General features: G+C 66.8%; 17 protein-coding genes. 11 read left to right on the top strand and 6 right to left on the bottom strand.

Going from position 1 to position 19,156, the window contains the following annotated elements; genetic code table 11:
• Positions 1-64 precede the first annotated feature (64 nt).
• From ATE62_RS02330 to ATE62_RS02310, 5 genes are read left to right on the top strand one after another with little or no spacing between them, the layout of a single operon-like run.
• On the top strand, positions 65-1,282 hold the full coding sequence (locus ATE62_RS02330; RefSeq protein ID WP_058809575.1) for a thiolase C-terminal domain-containing protein: 1,218 nt from the start codon (positions 65-67) through the stop codon (positions 1,280-1,282).
• Positions 1,283-1,287: 5 nt separating this feature from the next.
• Complete coding sequence (locus ATE62_RS02325) at positions 1,288-1,713, top strand: Zn-ribbon domain-containing OB-fold protein (RefSeq protein ID WP_058809576.1); 426 nt, start codon at positions 1,288-1,290, stop codon at positions 1,711-1,713.
• Between the two features lie 4 nt (positions 1,714-1,717).
• A complete protein-coding gene (locus ATE62_RS02320) occupies positions 1,718-3,922 on the top strand; it encodes a CaiB/BaiF CoA-transferase family protein (protein WP_058809577.1) in 2,205 nt (734 codons plus the stop codon).
• On the top strand, positions 3,919-5,292 hold the full coding sequence (locus ATE62_RS02315; protein WP_058809578.1) for a phosphotransferase family protein: 1,374 nt from the start codon (positions 3,919-3,921) through the stop codon (positions 5,290-5,292). The genes ATE62_RS02320 and ATE62_RS02315 overlap by 4 nt, the downstream gene beginning before the upstream one ends.
• Positions 5,293-5,312: 20 nt before the next feature.
• A complete protein-coding gene (locus ATE62_RS02310) occupies positions 5,313-6,137 on the top strand; it encodes a coniferyl-alcohol dehydrogenase (protein ID WP_058809579.1) in 825 nt (274 codons plus the stop codon).
• Positions 6,138-6,259: 122 nt separating this feature from the next.
• On the opposite strand, the gene ATE62_RS02305 is transcribed toward ATE62_RS02310, so the two are convergent.
• Positions 6,260-6,913: a TetR/AcrR family transcriptional regulator gene (locus ATE62_RS02305; RefSeq protein WP_197411734.1), complete on the bottom strand. Its 654-nt coding sequence runs from the start codon at positions 6,911-6,913 to the stop codon at positions 6,260-6,262.
• A gap of 116 nt (positions 6,914-7,029) precedes the next feature.
• Here ATE62_RS02305 and ATE62_RS02300 point away from each other — a divergent pair, with 116 nt between their 5' ends.
• Genes ATE62_RS02300 through ATE62_RS02285 form a run of 4 tightly spaced genes read left to right on the top strand, consistent with a single transcriptional unit; the run spans position 7,030 to position 10,772 of the window.
• Positions 7,030-7,812 carry an SDR family oxidoreductase gene (locus ATE62_RS02300; RefSeq protein ID WP_058809581.1) on the top strand — a complete coding sequence of 261 codons (783 nt, stop codon included), beginning with the start codon at positions 7,030-7,032 and terminating at the stop codon, positions 7,810-7,812.
• A 1-nt stretch (position 7,813) separates the two neighbouring features.
• Entirely contained in the window at positions 7,814-9,214 is a 1,401-nt protein-coding gene (locus ATE62_RS02295) for an MFS transporter (protein ID WP_058809582.1), read from the top strand.
• Positions 9,211-9,606: a Zn-ribbon domain-containing OB-fold protein gene (locus tag ATE62_RS02290; RefSeq protein ID WP_058809583.1), complete on the top strand. Its 396-nt coding sequence runs from the start codon at positions 9,211-9,213 to the stop codon at positions 9,604-9,606. Before ATE62_RS02295 ends, ATE62_RS02290 begins: the two co-directional genes overlap by 4 nt.
• Positions 9,603-10,772: a thiolase family protein gene (locus tag ATE62_RS02285; RefSeq protein ID WP_058809590.1), complete on the top strand. Its 1,170-nt coding sequence runs from the start codon at positions 9,603-9,605 to the stop codon at positions 10,770-10,772. The genes ATE62_RS02290 and ATE62_RS02285 overlap by 4 nt, the downstream gene beginning before the upstream one ends.
• A 126-nt stretch (positions 10,773-10,898) precedes the next feature.
• Here ATE62_RS02285 and ATE62_RS02280 read toward each other — a convergent pair whose 3' ends face one another.
• Genes ATE62_RS02280 through ATE62_RS02260 form a run of 5 tightly spaced genes read right to left on the bottom strand, consistent with a single transcriptional unit; the run spans position 10,899 to position 17,370 of the window.
• Positions 10,899-12,008: a Gfo/Idh/MocA family protein gene (locus ATE62_RS02280; protein WP_058809584.1), complete on the bottom strand. Its 1,110-nt coding sequence runs from the start codon at positions 12,006-12,008 to the stop codon at positions 10,899-10,901.
• An 11-nt stretch (positions 12,009-12,019) separates the two neighbouring features.
• Positions 12,020-13,252 (bottom strand): CaiB/BaiF CoA transferase family protein, encoded by a 1,233-nt coding sequence (locus tag ATE62_RS02275; RefSeq protein ID WP_197411735.1) that lies wholly within the window; start codon positions 13,250-13,252, stop codon positions 12,020-12,022.
• A gap of 23 nt (positions 13,253-13,275) precedes the next feature.
• Positions 13,276-14,751, bottom strand: a complete 1,476-nt coding sequence (locus ATE62_RS02270; RefSeq protein ID WP_058809585.1) for an aldehyde dehydrogenase family protein — start codon at positions 14,749-14,751, stop codon at positions 13,276-13,278.
• A gap of 10 nt (positions 14,752-14,761) precedes the next feature.
• Positions 14,762-16,042, bottom strand: coding sequence for a cytochrome P450 (locus ATE62_RS02265; protein WP_058809586.1), 1,281 nt, complete (start codon positions 16,040-16,042; stop codon positions 14,762-14,764).
• 14 nt (positions 16,043-16,056) lie between these two features.
• Complete coding sequence (locus ATE62_RS02260; protein WP_058809587.1) at positions 16,057-17,370, bottom strand: amidohydrolase family protein; 1,314 nt, start codon at positions 17,368-17,370, stop codon at positions 16,057-16,059.
• 104 nt (positions 17,371-17,474) lie between these two features.
• On the opposite strand from ATE62_RS02260, the gene ATE62_RS02255 reads away from it, so the two are divergent.
• Positions 17,475-17,879: a Zn-ribbon domain-containing OB-fold protein gene (locus tag ATE62_RS02255; protein ID WP_058809588.1), complete on the top strand. Its 405-nt coding sequence runs from the start codon at positions 17,475-17,477 to the stop codon at positions 17,877-17,879.
• Positions 17,876-19,060, top strand: a complete 1,185-nt coding sequence (locus ATE62_RS02250) for a thiolase family protein (RefSeq protein ID WP_058809589.1) — start codon at positions 17,876-17,878, stop codon at positions 19,058-19,060. Before ATE62_RS02255 ends, ATE62_RS02250 begins: the two co-directional genes overlap by 4 nt.
• Positions 19,061-19,156: the final 96 nt, after the last annotated feature.

The following is a 19,156-nucleotide window of genomic DNA, read 5'->3' as shown; positions in this document are numbered from 1 at the left end:
GACAAGCGGGCGTCAGCATCATATCCAACCTAGTTAGATAACTGGGAATCGGGAGAAGAAGCGGATGGCCTGGGTCAATCAGGACAAATGCGCGATCGTCGGGGTCGGGGCGACCGACTATTATGTGCGCGGCAAGAGCTGGCCGCGCACGATCAACGACATGGCGGCCGAGGCGATCATGAACGCCTGCGCCGACGCGGGTATCAGCCACAAGCAGATCGACGGCTTCTCCTATTATTCGACTGCGGGCGCGGGCTATCTCGACAAGTTCGATACGGCGTCGCTGATGGAAACGCTTGGCATGCCGCACATCAGCTGGTCGGCGACGCTGACTAGCGGCGGCGGCGGCTGCCCCGGTGCGATCGGCCTCGCGACCGCGGGGCTGATGAACGAGGATTGCACTTATACGGTGACGCTGATGGCGCTGCAGCAATTGCCGCAGCATCGCCTCGGCGTCGTCTTCGGCGCCGCCGCGCCCAATCCCGAAAACAGCTTTCTCCAGCCCTCGGGCCTCGTCGGTCCCGGCCATCTGATGTCGGTGCTCGCGCGGCGCCACATGCACCTCTACGGCACGACGCAGGACGCCTTCGGCGAGGTGGTGATGGCGACGCGCGCCAACACACACAATCGGCCGAAAGCCGTGCGCAAGGACCCGCTGACCAAGGAGCAGTACGACGCTTCGGTGATGCTCGCCGATCCGCTCCGCCGCCTCGACTTCTGCCTCGAAACCGACGGCGCGGTCGCGGTGATCACGACGACGATGGACCGCGCGAAGGACTGCCGCCACAAGCCCGCGGTCGTCCACGCCGCCGCGCATGGCGGCCAGCGCGAATGGGGCCGGGCCTTTGCGTGGATGGGCATGCCCGATCCGCATTTCGCGAGCTCCGGCCACAAATTCACCGCCGACCGCGTCTGGGCGCAATCGGGCCTGACCGCCAAGGACATGGACGTCGCGCTGATCTATGATCATTTCAGCCCAATGGTGCTGATGCAGCTCGAGGATTATGGCTTTTGCGAGAAAGGCGAGGGCAATGATTATGTCCTCTCCGGCAAGCTCCGCTACGATCCCGCGACCGGCAAGGGCGTCAACGGCGGGGTGCCGGTGAACACCCACGGCGGCAATTTGAACGAAGCCTATATCATCGGCATGACCCACATCGTCGAGGGCGTCGAGCAGGTGCGCGGCACCGCGATCAACCAGGTCAAGGACGCCGAATTCGCGCTCGTCTCGGGCGGCCCGGCGTCGCTTCCCGTCTCCAGCCTCATCCTGCGCAAGGACTGACCGACATGACCTATGGCCCCGCCCGCGCGCTTCCCGGCGACCAGATCCGCATCACCACCAACCCCGATACCGAGCCCTTCTGGCAGGCGGCGAAAGAGGGCAGGCTCACCGCGTGCCAGTGCGGCGATTGCGGCCATTTCCGCATGCCGCCGACCGCGATCTGCCCCGAATGCGGCAGCCGCGCCAAACAATGGCCGACGCTCCCCGGCACCGCGACGATCTTCAGCTATGCGATCTGCAACAAGAACCCGAAAAATGGCGAGGATTATGTCTATGTCCCCGTCGTCGTCGACCTCGACGGCGCGCCGGGCACGCGCCTGAACGCCAATGTGTCGGGTTGCGATGCCGAGGACGTCCATATCGGAATGAAGGTCAGCGTCGACTGGACTCCGATCCAGGACGGCTGGATCCTCCCCAACTTCAAGGCCTGATGCGATGCTGGGCGACCTTCGCATCGTCGAGATCGGGCAGGGCATGGCGGTGCAGGTCGCCGGGCTGATGCTGTCCGAACTCGGCGCCGAGGTTCTGAAGGTCGAGCGTCCGGGCGGCGATCCGGCGCGCGGCACCGCCCCCTTCGCCAACTGGAACCGCGGCAAGAAGAGTCTCGTCCTCGACCTCGATACACCAGAGGGGCTGGCCGCGCTTGAGGAACGCCTTTCCGGCGCCGACGCCTTGCTCCACCAGTTCACCCCGGCGCGCGCCAGGGCGCTCGGTCTCGACGACGCCAGCCTCGCCGCGCGCCGTCCGCATCTCGTCGTCACCGCGATCACCGGTTCGCCCGCGAACCATCCCGATGTCGAGCGCAGCGACGACGAACTGCTCGTCGCGGCGCGCGTCGGTGCGATGTACGAAAATGACGGCCACCGCGCCGGCCCGATCGCCTATCGCTACCGGCAGGGCAGCTGGTCCGCCGCGCATCTCGCCGCCGCGGGCCTGCTCGCGCGCCTCGTGATGCGGCTGCAGACGGGGCAGGGCGGCGCCGCGCACACGTCCATTTTCCAGGGCTTTCTCGCGACGCTCCCGCTCGTCTGGGCGCGCAACAGCGAGGGGCCGATGCCCAACCCCGTCACTTATCCGCTCGGCCCCCGCCCGATCGCGCAGCAATTGTTCCAATGCGCGGGCGGCGACTGGCTCCAGATCATGGATCCGACCCGCCAGTTCGATTACGCCACCATGCCCACCATGTGGGACGTGATGGCCGAGACCGAGGTTGATCTCGAAACCGAGGCCGGACAGGCGGCCGCCTTCAAGCTCCGCCCGCTCGAGCATTGGCTCGCCGACCTCCGCGCCGCCGACATCGCCGCCGAACCCGCCTTCCCGATGGGCGAGGTGCTCCGCCACGACGATGCCATTGCCAACCGCTACGTGATCGACGTCGACGACCCCGATCTCGGCAAGACGCGCCAGCCGAACACGCCCTTCCATAGCGACGCCGACCTCCCGCAGGGCCGCCCGGCGCCGCGCCTCGGCGAAGGCGGCGACACCGTATGGCCCGCCAAAGCCGCACCCGCATCCGGCATCGCTTCAACCGAAGTTCTCGAAGGCGTGCGCGTTCTCGACCTCGGCATGTTCCTTGCCGGGCCGATGGGTCCGTCGATGATGGGCGACATGGGCGCCAACGTCATCAAGGTAGAGGCGCTGACCGGCGACCGCATCCGCTTCATGCACCGCTATTATCAGGCCGCCGCGCGCAGCAAGCGCAGCCTCGCGCTCGACCTGACCCGGCCCGAGGCACAGCCGATCCTCGAACGGCTCCTGAAATGGGCCGAACTCGTCCACCACAATATGCGCTTCAAGGGCGCCGCGAAGCTGGGCCTCAGCGAGGAAGGCATCCGCCGATATAACCCCGACATCGCGTTCAATTACTCGAGCGCCTATGGCCAGCGCGGCGCGCGCGGCAACTGGCCGGGCTATGACTCGATCTTCAACGCGATCGCCGGCTGGGAGTTCGAAAATGCGGGCGAGGGCAATCGCCCCGTCTTCAACCGCCCCGGCACGATGGACGTCTCCACGGCGCAAAGCTGCCTGGTCGAGCTGATGGCCTTGCTCTATGCGAAGCGCACCAGGGGGCGCGGCTACACCACGCATACCTCGCTGCTCGGCATGGCCGCCTTCACGCAGGGCGAGCGGCTGATCGATGCCGATGGCGAGTTGACCGAAACCTATCACCTCACCAGCGACCAGACCGGTTTTTCGCCATACCATCGCATCTACGAATGCGTGGACGACAAATGGGTGGCCGTGGCGGCGCACAAACCCGAACAGCAGGCCGCGATGCGCGAGGCGATGGGCAGCGAGGAAGCGGGTTTCGCCGACGCCGCCAAGGGCAGCAGGGCCGGAGAATTGCTCGAAGCGCTCGCCGCGGCGGGCGTGCCCTGCGACGCCGTCAATTTCAAAAACGCGATGCACCGCTTTTTCGATGATCCGCTTAACCGCGAGCTCAACCTGATCTCGGTCCTTCCGCAGCCGCTCTACGGCATCGTCGAACAGCCCGGCGCCTTCTGGAATTTCGGCGACACCCCCGTTGTCTTCAAGCGCTGCTGCCCCGCGGTCGGCGAGCATAGCGACGAAATCATGCGCGAAATCGGCTATTCGGACGAAGAAATCGCCGCCTTCCGCGAGGCAAAGATCGTCGGATGAACCCGCACGACCTCCTCCCCGACGGACTGGCCACTGCCGTCGAATCCGCCAGCGGCGCGCGCGTCGTCGCGGTCCGACCGCGCGGCGGCGGCGGTGCCTCACGCGAGGGCGCCGAGCTCGACCTCGCCTGGCCCGACGGCCGTGCCGCCAGCGCTTACATGAATTACGACGTCCACAAGGCAGGCGCCGGCGACGACGCCGCCTTCCTCCGCGAAGCGGCGGTGCTTCGCGCGCTCTCGGGCCCGCTCGCCTACGCCGGCGTTCGCGTCGCGCCCTATTACGCCTCGGTCCCCGACCAGCGCGCACTCGTCTGCGGCATGATCGCGGGCAACGACCGCTTCGGCGGCCTCACCGACGCCGCGCAGCGCGACACGCTCGCCGCCGACTTCATGGGCCAACTCGCCGCGCTCCACCGCATCGACGTCGCGGCAAGCCCCGTCGAGGGCATGGGACCCGTCGAACCCGCCGAGACTTTCATCCGTCGCCGCATCGCCGACCTGCGCGCCGGCAACAGCGGCAAGGGCTGGGACCCGCTGATCCACCTGTCGCTGAACTGGCTCGAAGCCAATATCCCCGCGAACATGCCCGCGCCGGTCATCGTCCATGGCGACGCCGGCCCCGGCAATTTCCTCTACGACGGCGACAAGGTCACCGCGCTGCTCGATTGGGAGCTCGTCCATTACGGCGACCCGATGGCCGACCTCGCGATGCTCGCGATCCGCATGCTGTTCCAGGGCTTCGTCCCGCTGCCGCAGGCCTTTGCCGCCTATGAGGCCGCGGGCGGGCACAAGGTCGACCTGCCGCGCCTCGTCTACTGGCGCCTGCTCTTCCAGACGAGCTTCGCGCGCCGCTCGCGCTACGACGACCCCGACGCGCCGCCGCCGCCCAATCTCGGCATGAACCTCGTCTATTCGACGATCCACCGCCGCGTGCTCTCGACGGCGCTAGCCGAAGCCGCGGGCATCGAATTGCCGCCCGTCGCGCTGCCCGACGCCCCGCTCGGCGCGCACGACAAGAGCTTCGCCATCGCGCTGGGCGACATCCGCGACACGATCGTGCCGCGCCTCGCCGACCAGCAGGCTAAGGCAAAGGCGAAGGGCATGGCGCGCCTCATCAAATGGTGGCGCGCGATCGAGCGTTTCGAACCCGGTTTTCACGCCGCCGAAAAGGCCGAGATCGAAGCCGCGTTGGCGCTCGATTTCTCCGATTACCGTACCGCCTGGGCGGCCGTCCGCGATGCCGTCGCGGGCGACCGCATTGCCACCGAAGCCGCGATCATACTCTGCAACGCGCATGAGACGCGCGAGGCGGCGCTGATGGCCGACGCGATGGGTGGCCTCGCCGACACCAAATTCGCACCGCTGCAATAAGATCTGAAAGGGTAGAGACCATGTCGAAGGATATCTTGGGCTACAAGGGCAAGCGCGTCGTCGTCATGGGCTGCTTCTCGGGCACCGGCGAGGCCTGCGCGCGCGCGCTCGTCGAGCTCGGCGCCGAGGTGCACGGCGCCGACATCAAACCGTCGCCGGTCAATCTCGCGAGCTTCACCGAGGTCGACCTCAAGGACCCCGACGCCATCGCCGCCGGCATCGCCAAGATCGGCGGCAAGATCGACGCCGTCTTCAACGTCTCGGGCCTGCCGCAGACCTTCCCCGGCGAGGATGTCGTAACGGTCAATTTCCTCGGCATCCGCGCCTGGACCGAGGGCTGGATCCCGCACCTCAACCCCGGCGCCGCGATCGTCTCGGTGTCGTCGCTCGGCGGCATGAAATGGCTGACGCGGCAACCCTTGCTGCGCGAGTTCATCGCCATTGAGGATTTCACCGAGGCCCGCCAATGGTATCTCGACCGCAAGGAGGAAGTCGGCGATCCCTACAGCCTCGCCAAGGAAGCGATCAACACCTGGACGCAGGTGCGCGCGCCCGACCTGATTACCCGCGACATTCGCATCAACTGCACCATGCCCAGCCCGATCGACACCCCGATGCTCGGCGAATTCCGCAAGGTGGCGGGCGACGCGGTGCTCGGCGCCTTCGCCAAGGCCAAGGGCCGCTACTCGACCGCCGAGGAACAGGCGCTGCCGCTGATCCTGCTCAACAGCGACGCCGCGAGCTTCATCAGCGGCGTGTGCCTGCCGGTCGACGCGGGCCTTGCGGGCGGCCTCGCCACGGGCGTGCTCGACATCCAGAAAATGATCGCCGAGGCCGCGGGCTAATGTTCCCCTCCCGCTTGCGGGAGGGGTTAGGGGAGGGCATGTCGCTACCCCTCCCCGCTGCGACTAGTGAGCAAGCTCGCAAGTCTCGCTGGCCCTCCCGCAAGCGGAAGGGGAAATACAGTTCACCCCCGCGCGCCCAGCATCATCGAAATACTATGCGCCGCCGCCGCCTTGAGGTCCGCATAACCGACCCCGTCGCTATGGCTGCTCATCGGGCCGATCGCCGACAGTCGCTCGAGGATCATCAGCACGGTGCCGGCGCAGGACCGCGGCGACAGGTGCGCGGGGGTGCGCCCCGCCGCCTGCGCGCGCTCGACCTGCCGGCTGATCGCGTCCATCATCGGTCGCGCCTGCGTCATCCGCGCCTCGTAGAAGCGCGTGTCGCCTTCCTCGGCGGCGAGGTTACGCACGACGAAGATCGTCCGGTTGCGGTTCCAGATGCCGGTATATTCCTCGACGAACGCCGCCGCGGCCTCCTCGGCGCCCGGCGCCAGCCAGTCGCGCGCGACGATGGCCTCGAGTTCGGGCGAGGTCTGGCTGGCATGTTCGAGCGCGGCGAGCACGACCTCGGGCACGCCCTTGAAATAGACATAGAAGGTCGCGGGGGAAGTCTGCGCCGCGCGCGCGACGTCGACCACCGACACGTCGCGCAGCCCGTGCGTCTCAAGCAGGTCGACCGTCGCGTCGATCAACTGCTGCCGCGTCCGTTGTCCCTTCGCGCCCAGCTTGCGTTCGGGCGGGGTCTCCGCCGCGATGATGGCCTGTGTCTGCGTCAAATAGGTGATCCTGCCCCGAAATCTTGCCGCCATCCTAACAGCGGGGTTGCGATATGGCAAAAAATTGACGTATCGTCAAAAATGAAACGAAAAGACCATAAATCAGGGGAGGTGGCATGGAGAGGCTAGCCGGCAAGGTCGCCGTCGTAACCGGCGCGTCGAAAGGCATGGGACGGCATTTCGTCGCCGCGCTCGTCGCCGCGGGGGTGAAGGTAGCCTGCCTCGCGCGTCCGTCGGACGAATTCGACACGCTCGCCGCCGAGTTCGGCGACGCCGTGCTGCCGATCGCCTGCGACGTCGCCGCGTCGGAGGCGGTGAACGCCGCCGTCGCCCAGACCGCGGCGCATTTCGGCCGCATCGACGTCGTTGTCGCCAATGCGGCGGTCTATCACCCCTTCGCCTTCGAACATGGCAGCGACGACATGATCCGCAATCATGTCGACATCAACATCCTCGGCGTCTCCTGGCTGGTCCGCGCCGCGATCCCGCATCTGCGCGCCACCAAGGGGCAGGTCATCGCGATCAGCAGCGAGTCGGTGAACATGCCCTTCCCGATGCTCGCGCTCTACGCCGCGACCAAGGCCGCGCTCGAAACGCTCTGCCACGGGCTGCGCGACGAGCTGCGCAGCGACGACATCCGCGTCACCGTGCTGCGTTCGGGCTCGGTCAAGGGCGGTTCGGGCGGCAAGAGCTGGTCACAGGAAACCGTCGCCGCCTTCTACAAAAAGATCGTCGAGACCGGCCATGCGTCGATGACCGGCGAGGGCGCGACCCCCGAATCGATGGCCAAGGCCTTGCTGTCGGTGATCGGCCTGCCCGCCGACATCGGCGTCGACCTGATCGAGGTCCGCGCCGCGCAGGTTGGCGTGCCCGAGGGGGCCAAGGCCGTCGCGAGCTGACGTGACCGATCGCCGCAACCTCCCTTTCATCATCGGCGCGCTCTGGATCGCCGAGGTCACCGGCTCGTTCGAGACCGCGATGATCCTCGCCGCGCTGAAAAAGCTGATCGAGGATTTCGGCAACCCCGCGATGGTCGGCTGGCTTATCACCGGCTACCTGATCGTCGGCGCCGCGATCGCGGCGATCGTCGGCCGCCTCGGCGATTTGTTCGGGCGGCGGCAGGTGCTCGTCGTCGTGCTGGTCATCGGCGCGGTCGGCTCGCTGATCAGCGCGCTCTCGACCAATTTCCCGGTGCTCCTCGCAGGCCGGCTGATGCAGGGCGTCACCGGCGCGATCCTGCCGCTCTGTATCGGCCTCGTGCACGAGAACGCCGGCAAGGAGCGCGCGCCGATGGCGATCGGCCTGATGATCTCGGGCGCATCGATCGGCACCGCGGCGGGGCTCGTCGTCGGCGGGATGATCGTCGACAATTTCAGCTGGCACGGCGTCTTCTTCGCGAGCGCGGGCCTCTGCGCCGTTTCGGCGGTCGCGATCGGCGGCCTGCTCCCGCGCTCGCCGCGCCAGCCCGCATCCGAGCCCGTCGACTGGCTCTCGGGCCTCGCCTTCGCGCCGGGCGTCGCGCTCGTCCTCGTCTATTTCTCGATGGGCAAGGATTGGGGTTGGGCCAGCCCGCTGCCGCTCGCCGCGCTCGGCCTCGGCGTGCTCCTCACCCTCTGGTGGTGGCGCGCCAGCCTCGCGAGTCCGAACCCGCTCATCGCGGTGCGCAGCTTCTCCGACCGCACCATCGCGATCGGCAGCGCTGTCACCGCGCTCGTCGCGATGAGCGCGCTCCAGATCACCGTCTTCTTCTCGCTGATGATGCAGGCGCCGCTCTGGACGCTCGCCGGCCTCGGCTTCACCGCGACGCTCGCGGGCATCGCCAAGCTGCCCTCGAACCTCAGCTCGGTCTTCGCCGGCCCGCTCGGCGGCTGGCTCGCGGCGCGCGGCGGCGGGCGCTTCGCGCTGATCGCAGGCGGCATCGTCACCGTCGCGGGCTGGCTGCTCTGGTTTGTCATGGACGTCGACAGCTTTCCCAAGGTCGTCGCGCAACTCATCGTCATCAGCTTCGGCACGACGATGCTCTTCTCGGTCGCGCCGACGATCATCGCCCAGGCCTCGCCGCCCGAGCGGATCAGCGAAATCTCGGGCCTGCTCACCGTCATCCGCCAGCTCTTCATGGGCATCGGCGCGCAGATGGTGACGACCTTGCTCGCCGCCGACATCGTCCGCCGCGGCAGCGAGGTCTATCCGTCGCCCTTCGCCTACGACATCACCGTCGCCGTCATCGCTGCGCTGTGCACCGCCGCGGTGCTGACGGCGCTCGCGCTGCCGCGCCAGCATAAATCGCAGGAACCATCATGAGACCGCTTCCCGAACTCACCCCCGAAAACACCGCCTTCTGGACCGGCGGCGCCGAAGGGAAATTGATGATCGCCTTTTGCACCGATTGCGCCCACGCGATCCACCCGCCGCAGCTGATCTGCCCGAAATGCTGGAGCGACAAGGTCGAGACCAGAGCTGTCCCCGGCACCGGCACGGTCTATACTTTCACCGTCAACCACCAGCCATGGGCGCCGGGCATGGCGGTGCCCTTCGCGCTCGCGGTGGTCGACCTCGACGGCGCTCCCGGTGCGCGCGTCACCGCCGAGGTGGTAAACGCCGACCCCGACAGCGTCGCCATCGGCCAGGCAATGAAGGTCGGTTTCCTCAACATCGACGATGTCTGGTTCCCGCAGTGGGAGCCCGCGCGATGACGCTGAGCGCCGCCATCACCGGCGTCGGCATGTCCGACATCGGGCGCAAGACGGGTCGCCCCGCGATGCTCCATCTTGCCGAGGCCGCGCGCCGCGCGCTCGAATGCGCGGGGCTGACGCGCGACGATATCGACGGCATTTCGACCTATCCGGGCAAGGCCGACAATTCGCCGGGCATGTCGCCGCTCGGCACCGGCGAGGTGCGAAATGCGCTCGGGCTCAGGACCCGCTGGCACAGCGCAGTGCCCGACGGTCCGTCGCAAATGGCGCCCATCCAGGTCGCGGCGATGGCGGTGGCGACCGGGCAAGCGCGCCACGTCCTCTGCTTCCGCGCGCTCACCGAAAGCTCGTCGCAGACCGCGACGCAGCGCGCGAGCATTCCCGGTGCGGGTCGCGCGCGTCTCGGCGGCTGGTATAGCTACCTCGTCCCCGCCAATGCGATGTCGGCGTCGAACTGGGCGGGCTGGATGGCGCAGCGCTATTTCCACGAGTTCGGCATGACGCGCGAGCATCTCGGCCTCGTCGCGACCGGCCAGCGCGCCTTTGCGCAAGCGAACCCCTCGGCGGTGATGCGCACCTCGCTGACGATGGACGATTATCTCGGCGCGCGCATGATCTCGTCGCCGCTCGGGCTGTTCGACTGCGACGTGCCGATCGACGGCGCCTGCGTCGTGATCGTCTCCGCCGCCGACGCCGCGAAGGATTGCGCGAAGGCGCCGCTGACGATCGAAGCAATGGGCGCCGCGCTCGGCTCGCAGGAAACCTGGGACCAGCGCGCCGACCTCACCACCATGGGGGCGCATGACTCGGCCGCCGACATGTGGAAACGCACCGACCTGAAGCCCGCCGATGTCGACGTGCTCGGCCTCTACGACGGTTTCAGCATCTTCGTGCCCTTCTGGCTCGAGGCGATGGGCCTCTGCGGGCATGGCGAGGCGAAGGATTTCATTGCCGAGGGCAATATCGGTCCCGGCGGACGCTTTCCGGTGAACACCGGCGGCGGGCAATTGTCGGGCGGGCGGCTGCACGGCTTCGGCCTGCTGCACGAGGTCTGCACCCAGCTTTGGGGGCAGGCAAGCGGGCGCCAGGTCGATGGGGCGAAGGTCGGCGCGTGCGGCATGGGCGGCGGCTTTATCGCGGGCTCGATGTTGCTCCGGCGGGATTAGCGGACCATCCCCTCCCGCAAGCGGGAGGGGCAGCGAGACTTGGAAACTTGTTTCCTAGTCGCAGCGGGGTGGGCAGTCGCACCACTGCTGGCCCACCCCCAACCCCTCCCGCCTGCGGGAGGGGAGTTATAGGTCGACCCACCGCCGCTCGCCCGACGCGACCGCGGCCGCCTCAACCGCCTCCTGCACATGCAGCGCCTGCGCGAAATCGGGCGCCGCCGCCCCCGCGCCGCGGATCGCATCGCGCATCTTGGCAAAGATCGATGCCAGCGCGAACAACCCCGTCTCGGGCCGGTCGGCAACGGCATGGCATCCCGGCACCGCCAGATAGCTCGGCTCGACGGGGATTATCTCCATCGCCGCGCTCCCCAGCGCCGCATCGCGCGTTCCGAACAGCCGCGTATCATGCGCCATCGGGAACACCGGCGCGCGCGCTTCGAGGCGTCCCTTCGCTCCCCAGACCGAAAAGCGAAAACCGTCGCCGCCGATCTTGCACCAGTTCGCCTCGAGCCGCGTCGGCAGCCCCGAGGCGTGGCGCAGCAGCATCGAGGCCCGGTCGGGCACCGCGGGCCGGATGGTCTCGGCCGCCAGCGGCCACGCCTTCAGCGCCAGCGACTGGTCCGAAGTCACCGCTGCCACCGGCCCGAAAAAATGCACCAGCAGGTGCAGCATATGGCTGCCGAGGTTGCGCCCCGCGCTCGCGCCGTTCGCGGGATCGGCGAACCAGACATAGCCCGGCACATTGGTCTGCGCCGCGCTGAACAAGGGTACTTCGAACGCGACATCGGCGCCGAAGACCTCGCCGAGCCAGCCTGCCTCGATCATCGCCTTCATCTGCGCCATCGCGGGCACCGCCTGCATGAAGGCGTCGACCACCGCGACGGTCCCGGCGGCGCACCATGCGGCGTGCATCGCCTGCGCATCGGCCAGATCCTTGGCGAAGGGGATGCCGTTATAGACATGCTTGCCGGCGCCGAGCGCCGCCATGACCATGTCGCGGCGCAGCGGTGGCCGCGTGCCGCAATCGACGATGTCGATATCCAGATCGGCGGCCATCGCGCGGAAATCGTGGAAAGCGCGCGCGACCTGGAAATCCTCGGCCGCCTTCGCCGCCGTCTCGGGCCGCGAGGTGCAGATCGCGGTCACCTCGACCCCGTCGAGGCTGCGCCAAGCGGGCAAATGCGCCTTGGCGCCCCACGCAGCGCTGATGATGCCGACGCGGAGGGGAGGGGGCATCGCCTGAGGCCTCAGGCGATGGCCTTCTTGTTCTTCAGATCCTCGATCCGGTCCCATTCGAGCCCGAGCTCCATCAGGAACAATTCGGTATGCTCCGACGCCTCGGGCGCACGCGTGTTCTCGACGCCCGCATGATTGAATTGCACCGGGTTGGCGACGAGACGGATCGGCGCGCCGCCGTCGGCGGACTCGACCTCGAAGATCAGGTCGTTCGCCAGCACCTGCTCGTCGGTCGCGACATCGTGCACCGACTGATAGGCCGCCCATTGCCCCTTCATGGACTTCAGATGCTGGCACCAATAATCGAAGCTCTGCGCTGCGATTGCCGCCTTGACCAAAGGATAGGCCTCCGCTGCATTCGCCATGATCGCCTCGGCGGTCGAGAAACGCGCGTCCTTCGCGGCTTCAGGAATCCCCAGATGCCCGAACACATCGTCGATATAGGGCCCGGGCGACAGCACGGTCAGGTTGATGAACTTGCCGTCCGCCGTCTTGAACACCCCCATGAAAGGATTGGTCCCCACCGACTGCCCGCCGCCGGGCAGCTGATTCTGGAACGGGTCCGCGCCCAATTCCATCGCAACGTCGACCGAACAGGCGGTCGCCCAGATGCCCGACGACAGCAGCGACACATCGACCTCGGTCGCCTCGCCGGTGCGTTCACGGTGGAACAGCGCCGCGGCGATCCCGCCCGCGATGTTCATGCCCCCGATCGTGTCGCCATAGGCCGGCCCCGGCTGCGTCAGCGGGCCGTCGAGCTCCTTCGGCGTCACCAGCACCGCCGAGCCGCCGCGCGCCCAATAGGCGGTGCTGTCGAACCCGCCCTTGTCGCGCTCGGGCCCCTTGTCGCCGAACGCGCTGCCGCGGACATAGATGATGTCGGGGTTGGCGGCGCGGATATGCTCGATGTCGATCTTCAATTTCTGCCGCGCCGAGGGCAGGTAATTGGTCAGGAAGACGTCGGCGGTCTTCGCAATCTCATAGAGCAGCTCGCGCCCTTCCTCGGTCGAGATATCGATCCCGACGCTGCGCTTGCCGCGATTGGGATGCTGCATCAGCGAAGAGCGCTGCGGATTGACCGCGAGCCGCTGCAGCATCTGGATACCGCGCTGCGCATCGCCGCGCACCGGATGCTCGATCTTGATCACATCGGCGCCCCAGTCGGTCATCACCCCGCCAGCTGCGGGCACGAAGGTGAATTGCGCAACCTCGAGGACGCGGATGCCCTCCATGACCTTCGTCATCGCTGTCTCTCCCTCTTCGGCCCTTATTCGGCGTGAAAGCTGATCACCTTTTGATAGGTGAATTCGTTGAGGCCATCCTCGCCATATTCGCGGCCGTAACCCGAGCGCTTGATGCCCCCGAAGGGCGCGTCGGACTGCATCGTCCCCGCGCCGCCGTTGATCGACACGCCGCCGGTTCGGATCTTGAGCGCCATGCGATAGGCTTCGCCCGCATCGGCCGAGTAGATCGCGCCCGACAGCCCGAAATCGCTGTCGTTCGCCATCGCGATGGCGTCGGCATCGTCGTCGAAGCTGATCACTGCGCCGATCGGCCCGAACACCTCTTCCTGCGCGATCCGGCTGTCGTTCCTCACATTGTCGAACAGGGTCGGCTCGTAATAATAGCCCTTGTCGAGCCCCTCGGGCCGCTTGCCGCCCGCGACGAGCGTCGCGCCCTCGTCCTGCGCGATCGCGACATAATCCTCGGTGCGCCGCCTCGCGACTTCGCGGATCAGCGGGCCGTAATTGACGCTGGGGTCCACCGGATTGCCGATCTTGAGATGCCCGAGCATCGCCTTCATCGCCTCGACGAACTGCGGGCGGACGCTGTTGTGGACCAGGTGCCGCGTGGTGAGCGCGCAGCCCTGGCCGCCATGCGTCGTGAACCCCATGATCCCCGCCGCGGCGGCCTTGGCGATGTCGGCGTCGGCGCGCACGATCAGCGCCGACTTGCCGCCGAGCTCCATCACGATGCGCTTCAGCGTCGGCGCTGCCTGCGCCTGGATCATCGATCCGACCTTGTCGGACCCGGTGAAGTGGACCAGGTCGACGCGCGGGTCGGTGGTCAGCAATTGGCCCGTCGCGATATCGCCGGTGACGATGCTCAGCACGCCCTTGGGCAGCCCGACCTCGTCGGCGATCTCGCCGAGGATCAGCGCCTGCATCGGCGTATAGGGCGAGGGTTTCAGCACCACCGTGCAGCCGACCGCGAGCGCGGGGATCACCTTGCCGATGTTGAGGAAGAAGGGGAAGTTGTACGGCGAGATCGCCGCGACGACCCCGATCGGCTCGCGGCTCACCACCCCGGTGCCCAGCGTCGTGCGGCCGAGCGCATTGGGGGTCAGCTCGACCGGCAGCGACGAGACCGCGGGGCGCGAGGCGACCTCGACCGTCCGCCGCGCATGCTTCATCGGGATGCCATATTGCAGGAACTCGGCGAGCATCCGCGTCGCGCCCGCCTCGGCGACGATCATGTCGACGATTGCGCCCTTGCGTGCGTCGAGCGCGTTCAGGAAGCGCGTCAGCACAGCCTGCCGCTCGGCGACTGGCATATACGCCCAATCGCCTTGGTCGAACGCGGTGCGCGCCGCGCCGATGGCCGCGTCGACTTGCGCCGCGCTGCCGACGGGTGCCTCGATCAGCAGGCTTTCGTCGGCGGGGTTGATCACCGCCTCGCGCTGGTCGGTCTTCTCCCATTCGCCGCCGACATAAATGGCGTCGTCATATTTCAAGAAAGCCATGTTGTTATCCTTATGAAACGGCTTTGGCGTCCCAGACGATCGGCAGGTTGCGGATCGACAGCAGCCCCGGGATCACCGTGGTATCGGCGCCCGGCTTCAGGCGGAAGGGCGGCACGCGCGACAGCCACTCCTGCAGCAAAACGCGCAGCTCGCGCCGCGCCAGATGCGCGCCGAGGCAGATATGCACCCCGCCGATCAGCGTGAAATGGCGGTTGTTCTTGCGCTCGGGGTCGAAGTCGCGCGGGCAGGCGAACTGCTTCTCGTCGAAATTGCCCGAACTGTTGATGCAGGCGATCCAGTCGCCTTCCTTCAGCTCGACGCCGTGCCAGGTGAAATCCTTCTTGATCCGCCGCCCGCTGTTGACGAGCGGCTGGACGCGGAGAAATTCCTCGACCGCGCTGTTGATGATCTCCGGATTGGCGCGGATGCGCGCCTGGAGTTCGGTGTCGAGCGCCATGCGGCGGAACATCTGGCTGATCGTCGACGCGACGGTGTCGAGCCCGCCGAGCCACAGGAACCAGGTCATGCCGATCGTCTCGTCGGCGGTCAGCGGCTGGCCGTCGATCTGCCCATTGGCGATATAGCTGCCCAAGGTCTCGTCGGGGTTCGCCTGCTTTTCGGCGATGAAACCGCGGAGGTACGCGAGAATGCCCTTCACCGCCTCGGCCTTGGCGGCGATGTCGGGGTTGTGCAGGATCGCATATTCCCATTCGAGGAACTGGTCGAACATGCCGAAGGGGAAACCCATCAGGTTCAGGAAGACCCGCACCGGATAGATGCGCCCGAAGTCATAGGCGATGTCGACCTCGCCGTCCCCCACCACCGCATCGATCATCTCGGTGACGATCGCGCGGATCTTGGGCTCCATGTCGTTCATCGCGACCGGGGTAAACCAGGGGTTCAGGAACTTGCGATAGCGGCCATGGTCGGGCGGATCGATGCCGAGCGGGATCGACGGGAAGGTCTCGCCCGCCAGCGCCTGGAACTGCGCCGCGCCCTCGGTCGAGAAGGTGTCGTTGTCCTCGTAAACGCGGCGGATGTCCTCATAATGCGACACCGTCCACGCGCCATGCTGGCGCCCGCTCGTCGGCCAGGGATAGTATAGAATCCGCGGCACATCGGGGTCGCGCATCACGTCCGACGGGAGGTATGGATCGGGCAGGTCGAACGCGACCTGGCCCTGCGCGAAACGCGTGTCGAGCACCCGGTCGGGCGGCACATGCGCGGGCACCGGCGGCGCGTCCGCGGGAGCGTGCGCGATCGGACAGCGGGAGAGTGTCGTCTCGGTCATCGGTCGTCCTCCGCTCAGGCCGAGGCGAACATGCGTTCGATGTCGCCCGAGGTGATCGGCCGGCGCGCCTTGCCGATCGCGTCCATGCTGTCGGTCTTGAGCCCGCCCAGGTTATGCCGCGGGCTGACGTCGACATCCTTGCCCAGCTCGCGCAGGTGCGCGACGGTACAATTCTCGCGCCCGCCGTTCAGCGCGAACGCGTCGAAGCTGTACTCGCGCATCACATTGAGGTGGGTGATCTTGTCGATGATGCCCTTGTCGAGCCCGTTGACCGACGCCCACAGATATTCGGGGACATTGGGCCACACCGTGTCCGAATGCGGATAATCGCATTCATAGGCGACCATGTCGGTGTTCATATAATCGAGGTTCTTCACCCCGAACTGGTCGTCGATGAAGCAGCAGATGATGTGCCGCTTGAACAGGTCCGAAGGCCGCTCGCCATTGAAGTCGGTGAAGGTCCATTCGTGATGATGCTCGTGCGTAAAATCGGCGCGCTCGAGGAAATAGGGGATCCACCCGATGCCGCCTTCGCTGAGCGCCATGCGCAGATCGGGGTAGCGCTGCCAGAATTTGGCAAAGGTCCAGTCGGCCGCCGAATTGGCGATCGAGATCGGCATCGCGGTGATCCACGCGTCGATCGGGCTTTCGGGCGAGGGGTGCATCGCGCGCGCGCCGGTGCCGATATGGCAGTTGATCACCATCTTGTAGTCGCTGCACGCCTTCCAGAAGGGCTCCCAATATTCGTTGTGGATGCTCGGCAGGCCGATGTTCGACGGATTGTCGGAGAAACTGACCGCATGGACGCCAAGGTCGCTCATCCGCTTCAGTTCGGCGAGCGTGTCGTCCATGTTCCACATCGGGATCAGGCACATCGGGATGAAGCGGCCGGGCGCGGTCGCGCACCATTCCTGGACATGCCAGTCGTTCCACGCGCGGCAGGCGAGCAAGGCCTCCTCGGGGTCCTTCTGCGCCACCGCGACGAAGGTGCCGCCGGCAAAGCTCGGCATCGTCGGGAAGTTCAAGGAGGCGAGCACGCCATTGGCGTTCATGTCGTCGACGCGCAGCTTCGGGTCATAGGTGCCGGGGCGCAGCTGTTCGAAGGCGCTCGGCTCCATGCCATATTCGCTGCGCGGGCGGCCGACGACGGCGTTGAGCCCGATGGTCGGGAAACGCTGGCCGTTCCACGACCAGATGTCCTTGCCATTGTCCTGCACGATGCGCGGCGCGCGGTCCTTCTTGCCCTCGGGATAGTGGCGGATGAAGGCCTCGGGCGGCTCGACCGCATGATCGTCGACGCTGATGATCACCATGTCGTCCATCTGCATGGCGACTCTCCTCTCAAATGATCTGTTGTTGCCCACATCATCGCAAAAATTGACGATGTGTCAACTCTTGGTTTATGACATAGTGTAATAAGTGGGAGAGAGACATGGTCGCCCGAACATTGCCCGTGATCGACCGGGACAATGAAGCCTATTGGACCTGGGGCCGCGAGGGGAAGCTCGCGATCCACCGCTGCGCATCCTGCGAATATTTCGTCCACCCGCCGGTCCCCTTTTGCCCGCGCTGCGAGAGCCGCGACGTCGCGCCGCAGGCGGTGTCGGGGCGGGGCAGGGTGGTGACCTTCACCGTCAACCACAAGGCGTGGGTGGCTGAACTTTCCGAGCCTTATGTCTTGGCGCTCGTCGCGATCGCGGAGCAGGACGACGTGCGCATCCCCTGCAACATCGTCGGATGCGCGCCCGAAGCGGTCGATTTCGACATGGAGGTCGAGGTCGTCTTCGAACCGGTCGAAGACCTCTGGGTTCCGCTCTTCCGCCCGGTGACGGCATGACGCGCTTCGCCGAGAAAGATACCGCGATCACCGGCGTCGGAATGTCCGACGTCTCGCGCGGCGCCGACAAATCGGCGCTCGCGCTCACCGTCGACGCCGCGCTCGAAGCGATCGCCGACGCGGGCCTCACGCGTGCCGACATCGACGGCATCGCAACCTGGCCCGGCGAGAAGGCCGACGGTTCGGGCTTCTCGCCGGTCGGCTGCGCGACGCTACAGGATGCGTTGCGGCTACAGGTCGGCTGGTACGGCGGCGGCGGCGAAGCGCCCGGCCAATATGGCGCGGTGTTCAACGCGATCGGCGCGATCGCCGCCGGCCTCTGCCGCAACGTCCTCATTTTCCGCACCATGTATGAGGCGACCGCCCGCAAGACGGCCTATGCCAATAGCCTGCTCCGCGAGGGCCAGCGGCAGGCCGGCCCCTTCTCCTGGTACGCTCCCTATTACACCTATGCCGCCGCGCTCCAGCAGGCGCTCTTCTTCAACCTCTATGTCCACAAGAGCGGCATTCGCCCGGATCAGGTGGGCCAGATCGCGGTGAACCAGCGCCGCAACGCCGCGCTCAACCCCAAGGCGATCTACAAGAGCCCTATCAGCATCGACGATTATCTGGCGTCGCCGCTCATCGCGACGCCGCTGCGGATCTACGACTGCGACGTCCCGATCGACGGCGCCGCCGCGATCATCGTCTCGCGCATGGACGTTGCGCGGACCCTCAAGAACCCGCCGATCCGCATTGAGGCGATTGGTTCGTCGATGCGCTACCGCAACAGCTGGACCCAGCTTGCCGAACTCGACACGCAGGCACAGCCCAAGGTCGCCGAGATGATGTGGAGCCGCACCGACCTCAAACCCGCCGACGTCGACATCGCGCAGCTCTACGACGGCTTCAGCTTCCACACGATCAACTGGCTCGAAAATTTCGGCTTCTGCGAGCGCTATGGCGCCAAGGATTTCATCGACGGCGGCCACCGCATCGCGCTCGATGGCGAGCTCCCCGTGAACACCGGCGGCGGCGCGATGTCGGGCGGGCGCCTCCACGCCTATGGCGCGGTCCACGAAGCCTGCACCCAGCTTTGGGGCCGCGCCGGGCCGCGGCAGGTGAAGGGCGACCCGCAAATCTGCGCCACCTCGACCTCGGGTGGCCCGTTGGCGGGGGCGATGTTGCTGGTGCGGGACTAGGCTGTATCGACATTCAGGATTCCGTTTGTGTGTGAAGTCTGATTCAAGCTTTGCCAAGCGAGCGGAGTTTGGAGATGGGGATCAAGCGTTACGAGT

It is taken from the genome of Sphingopyxis sp. HIX, assembly GCF_001468285.1.
Taxonomy (GTDB): Bacteria; Pseudomonadota; Alphaproteobacteria; order Sphingomonadales; family Sphingomonadaceae; genus Sphingopyxis.
This window is presented reverse-complemented; position numbering and strand designations above follow the sequence as displayed.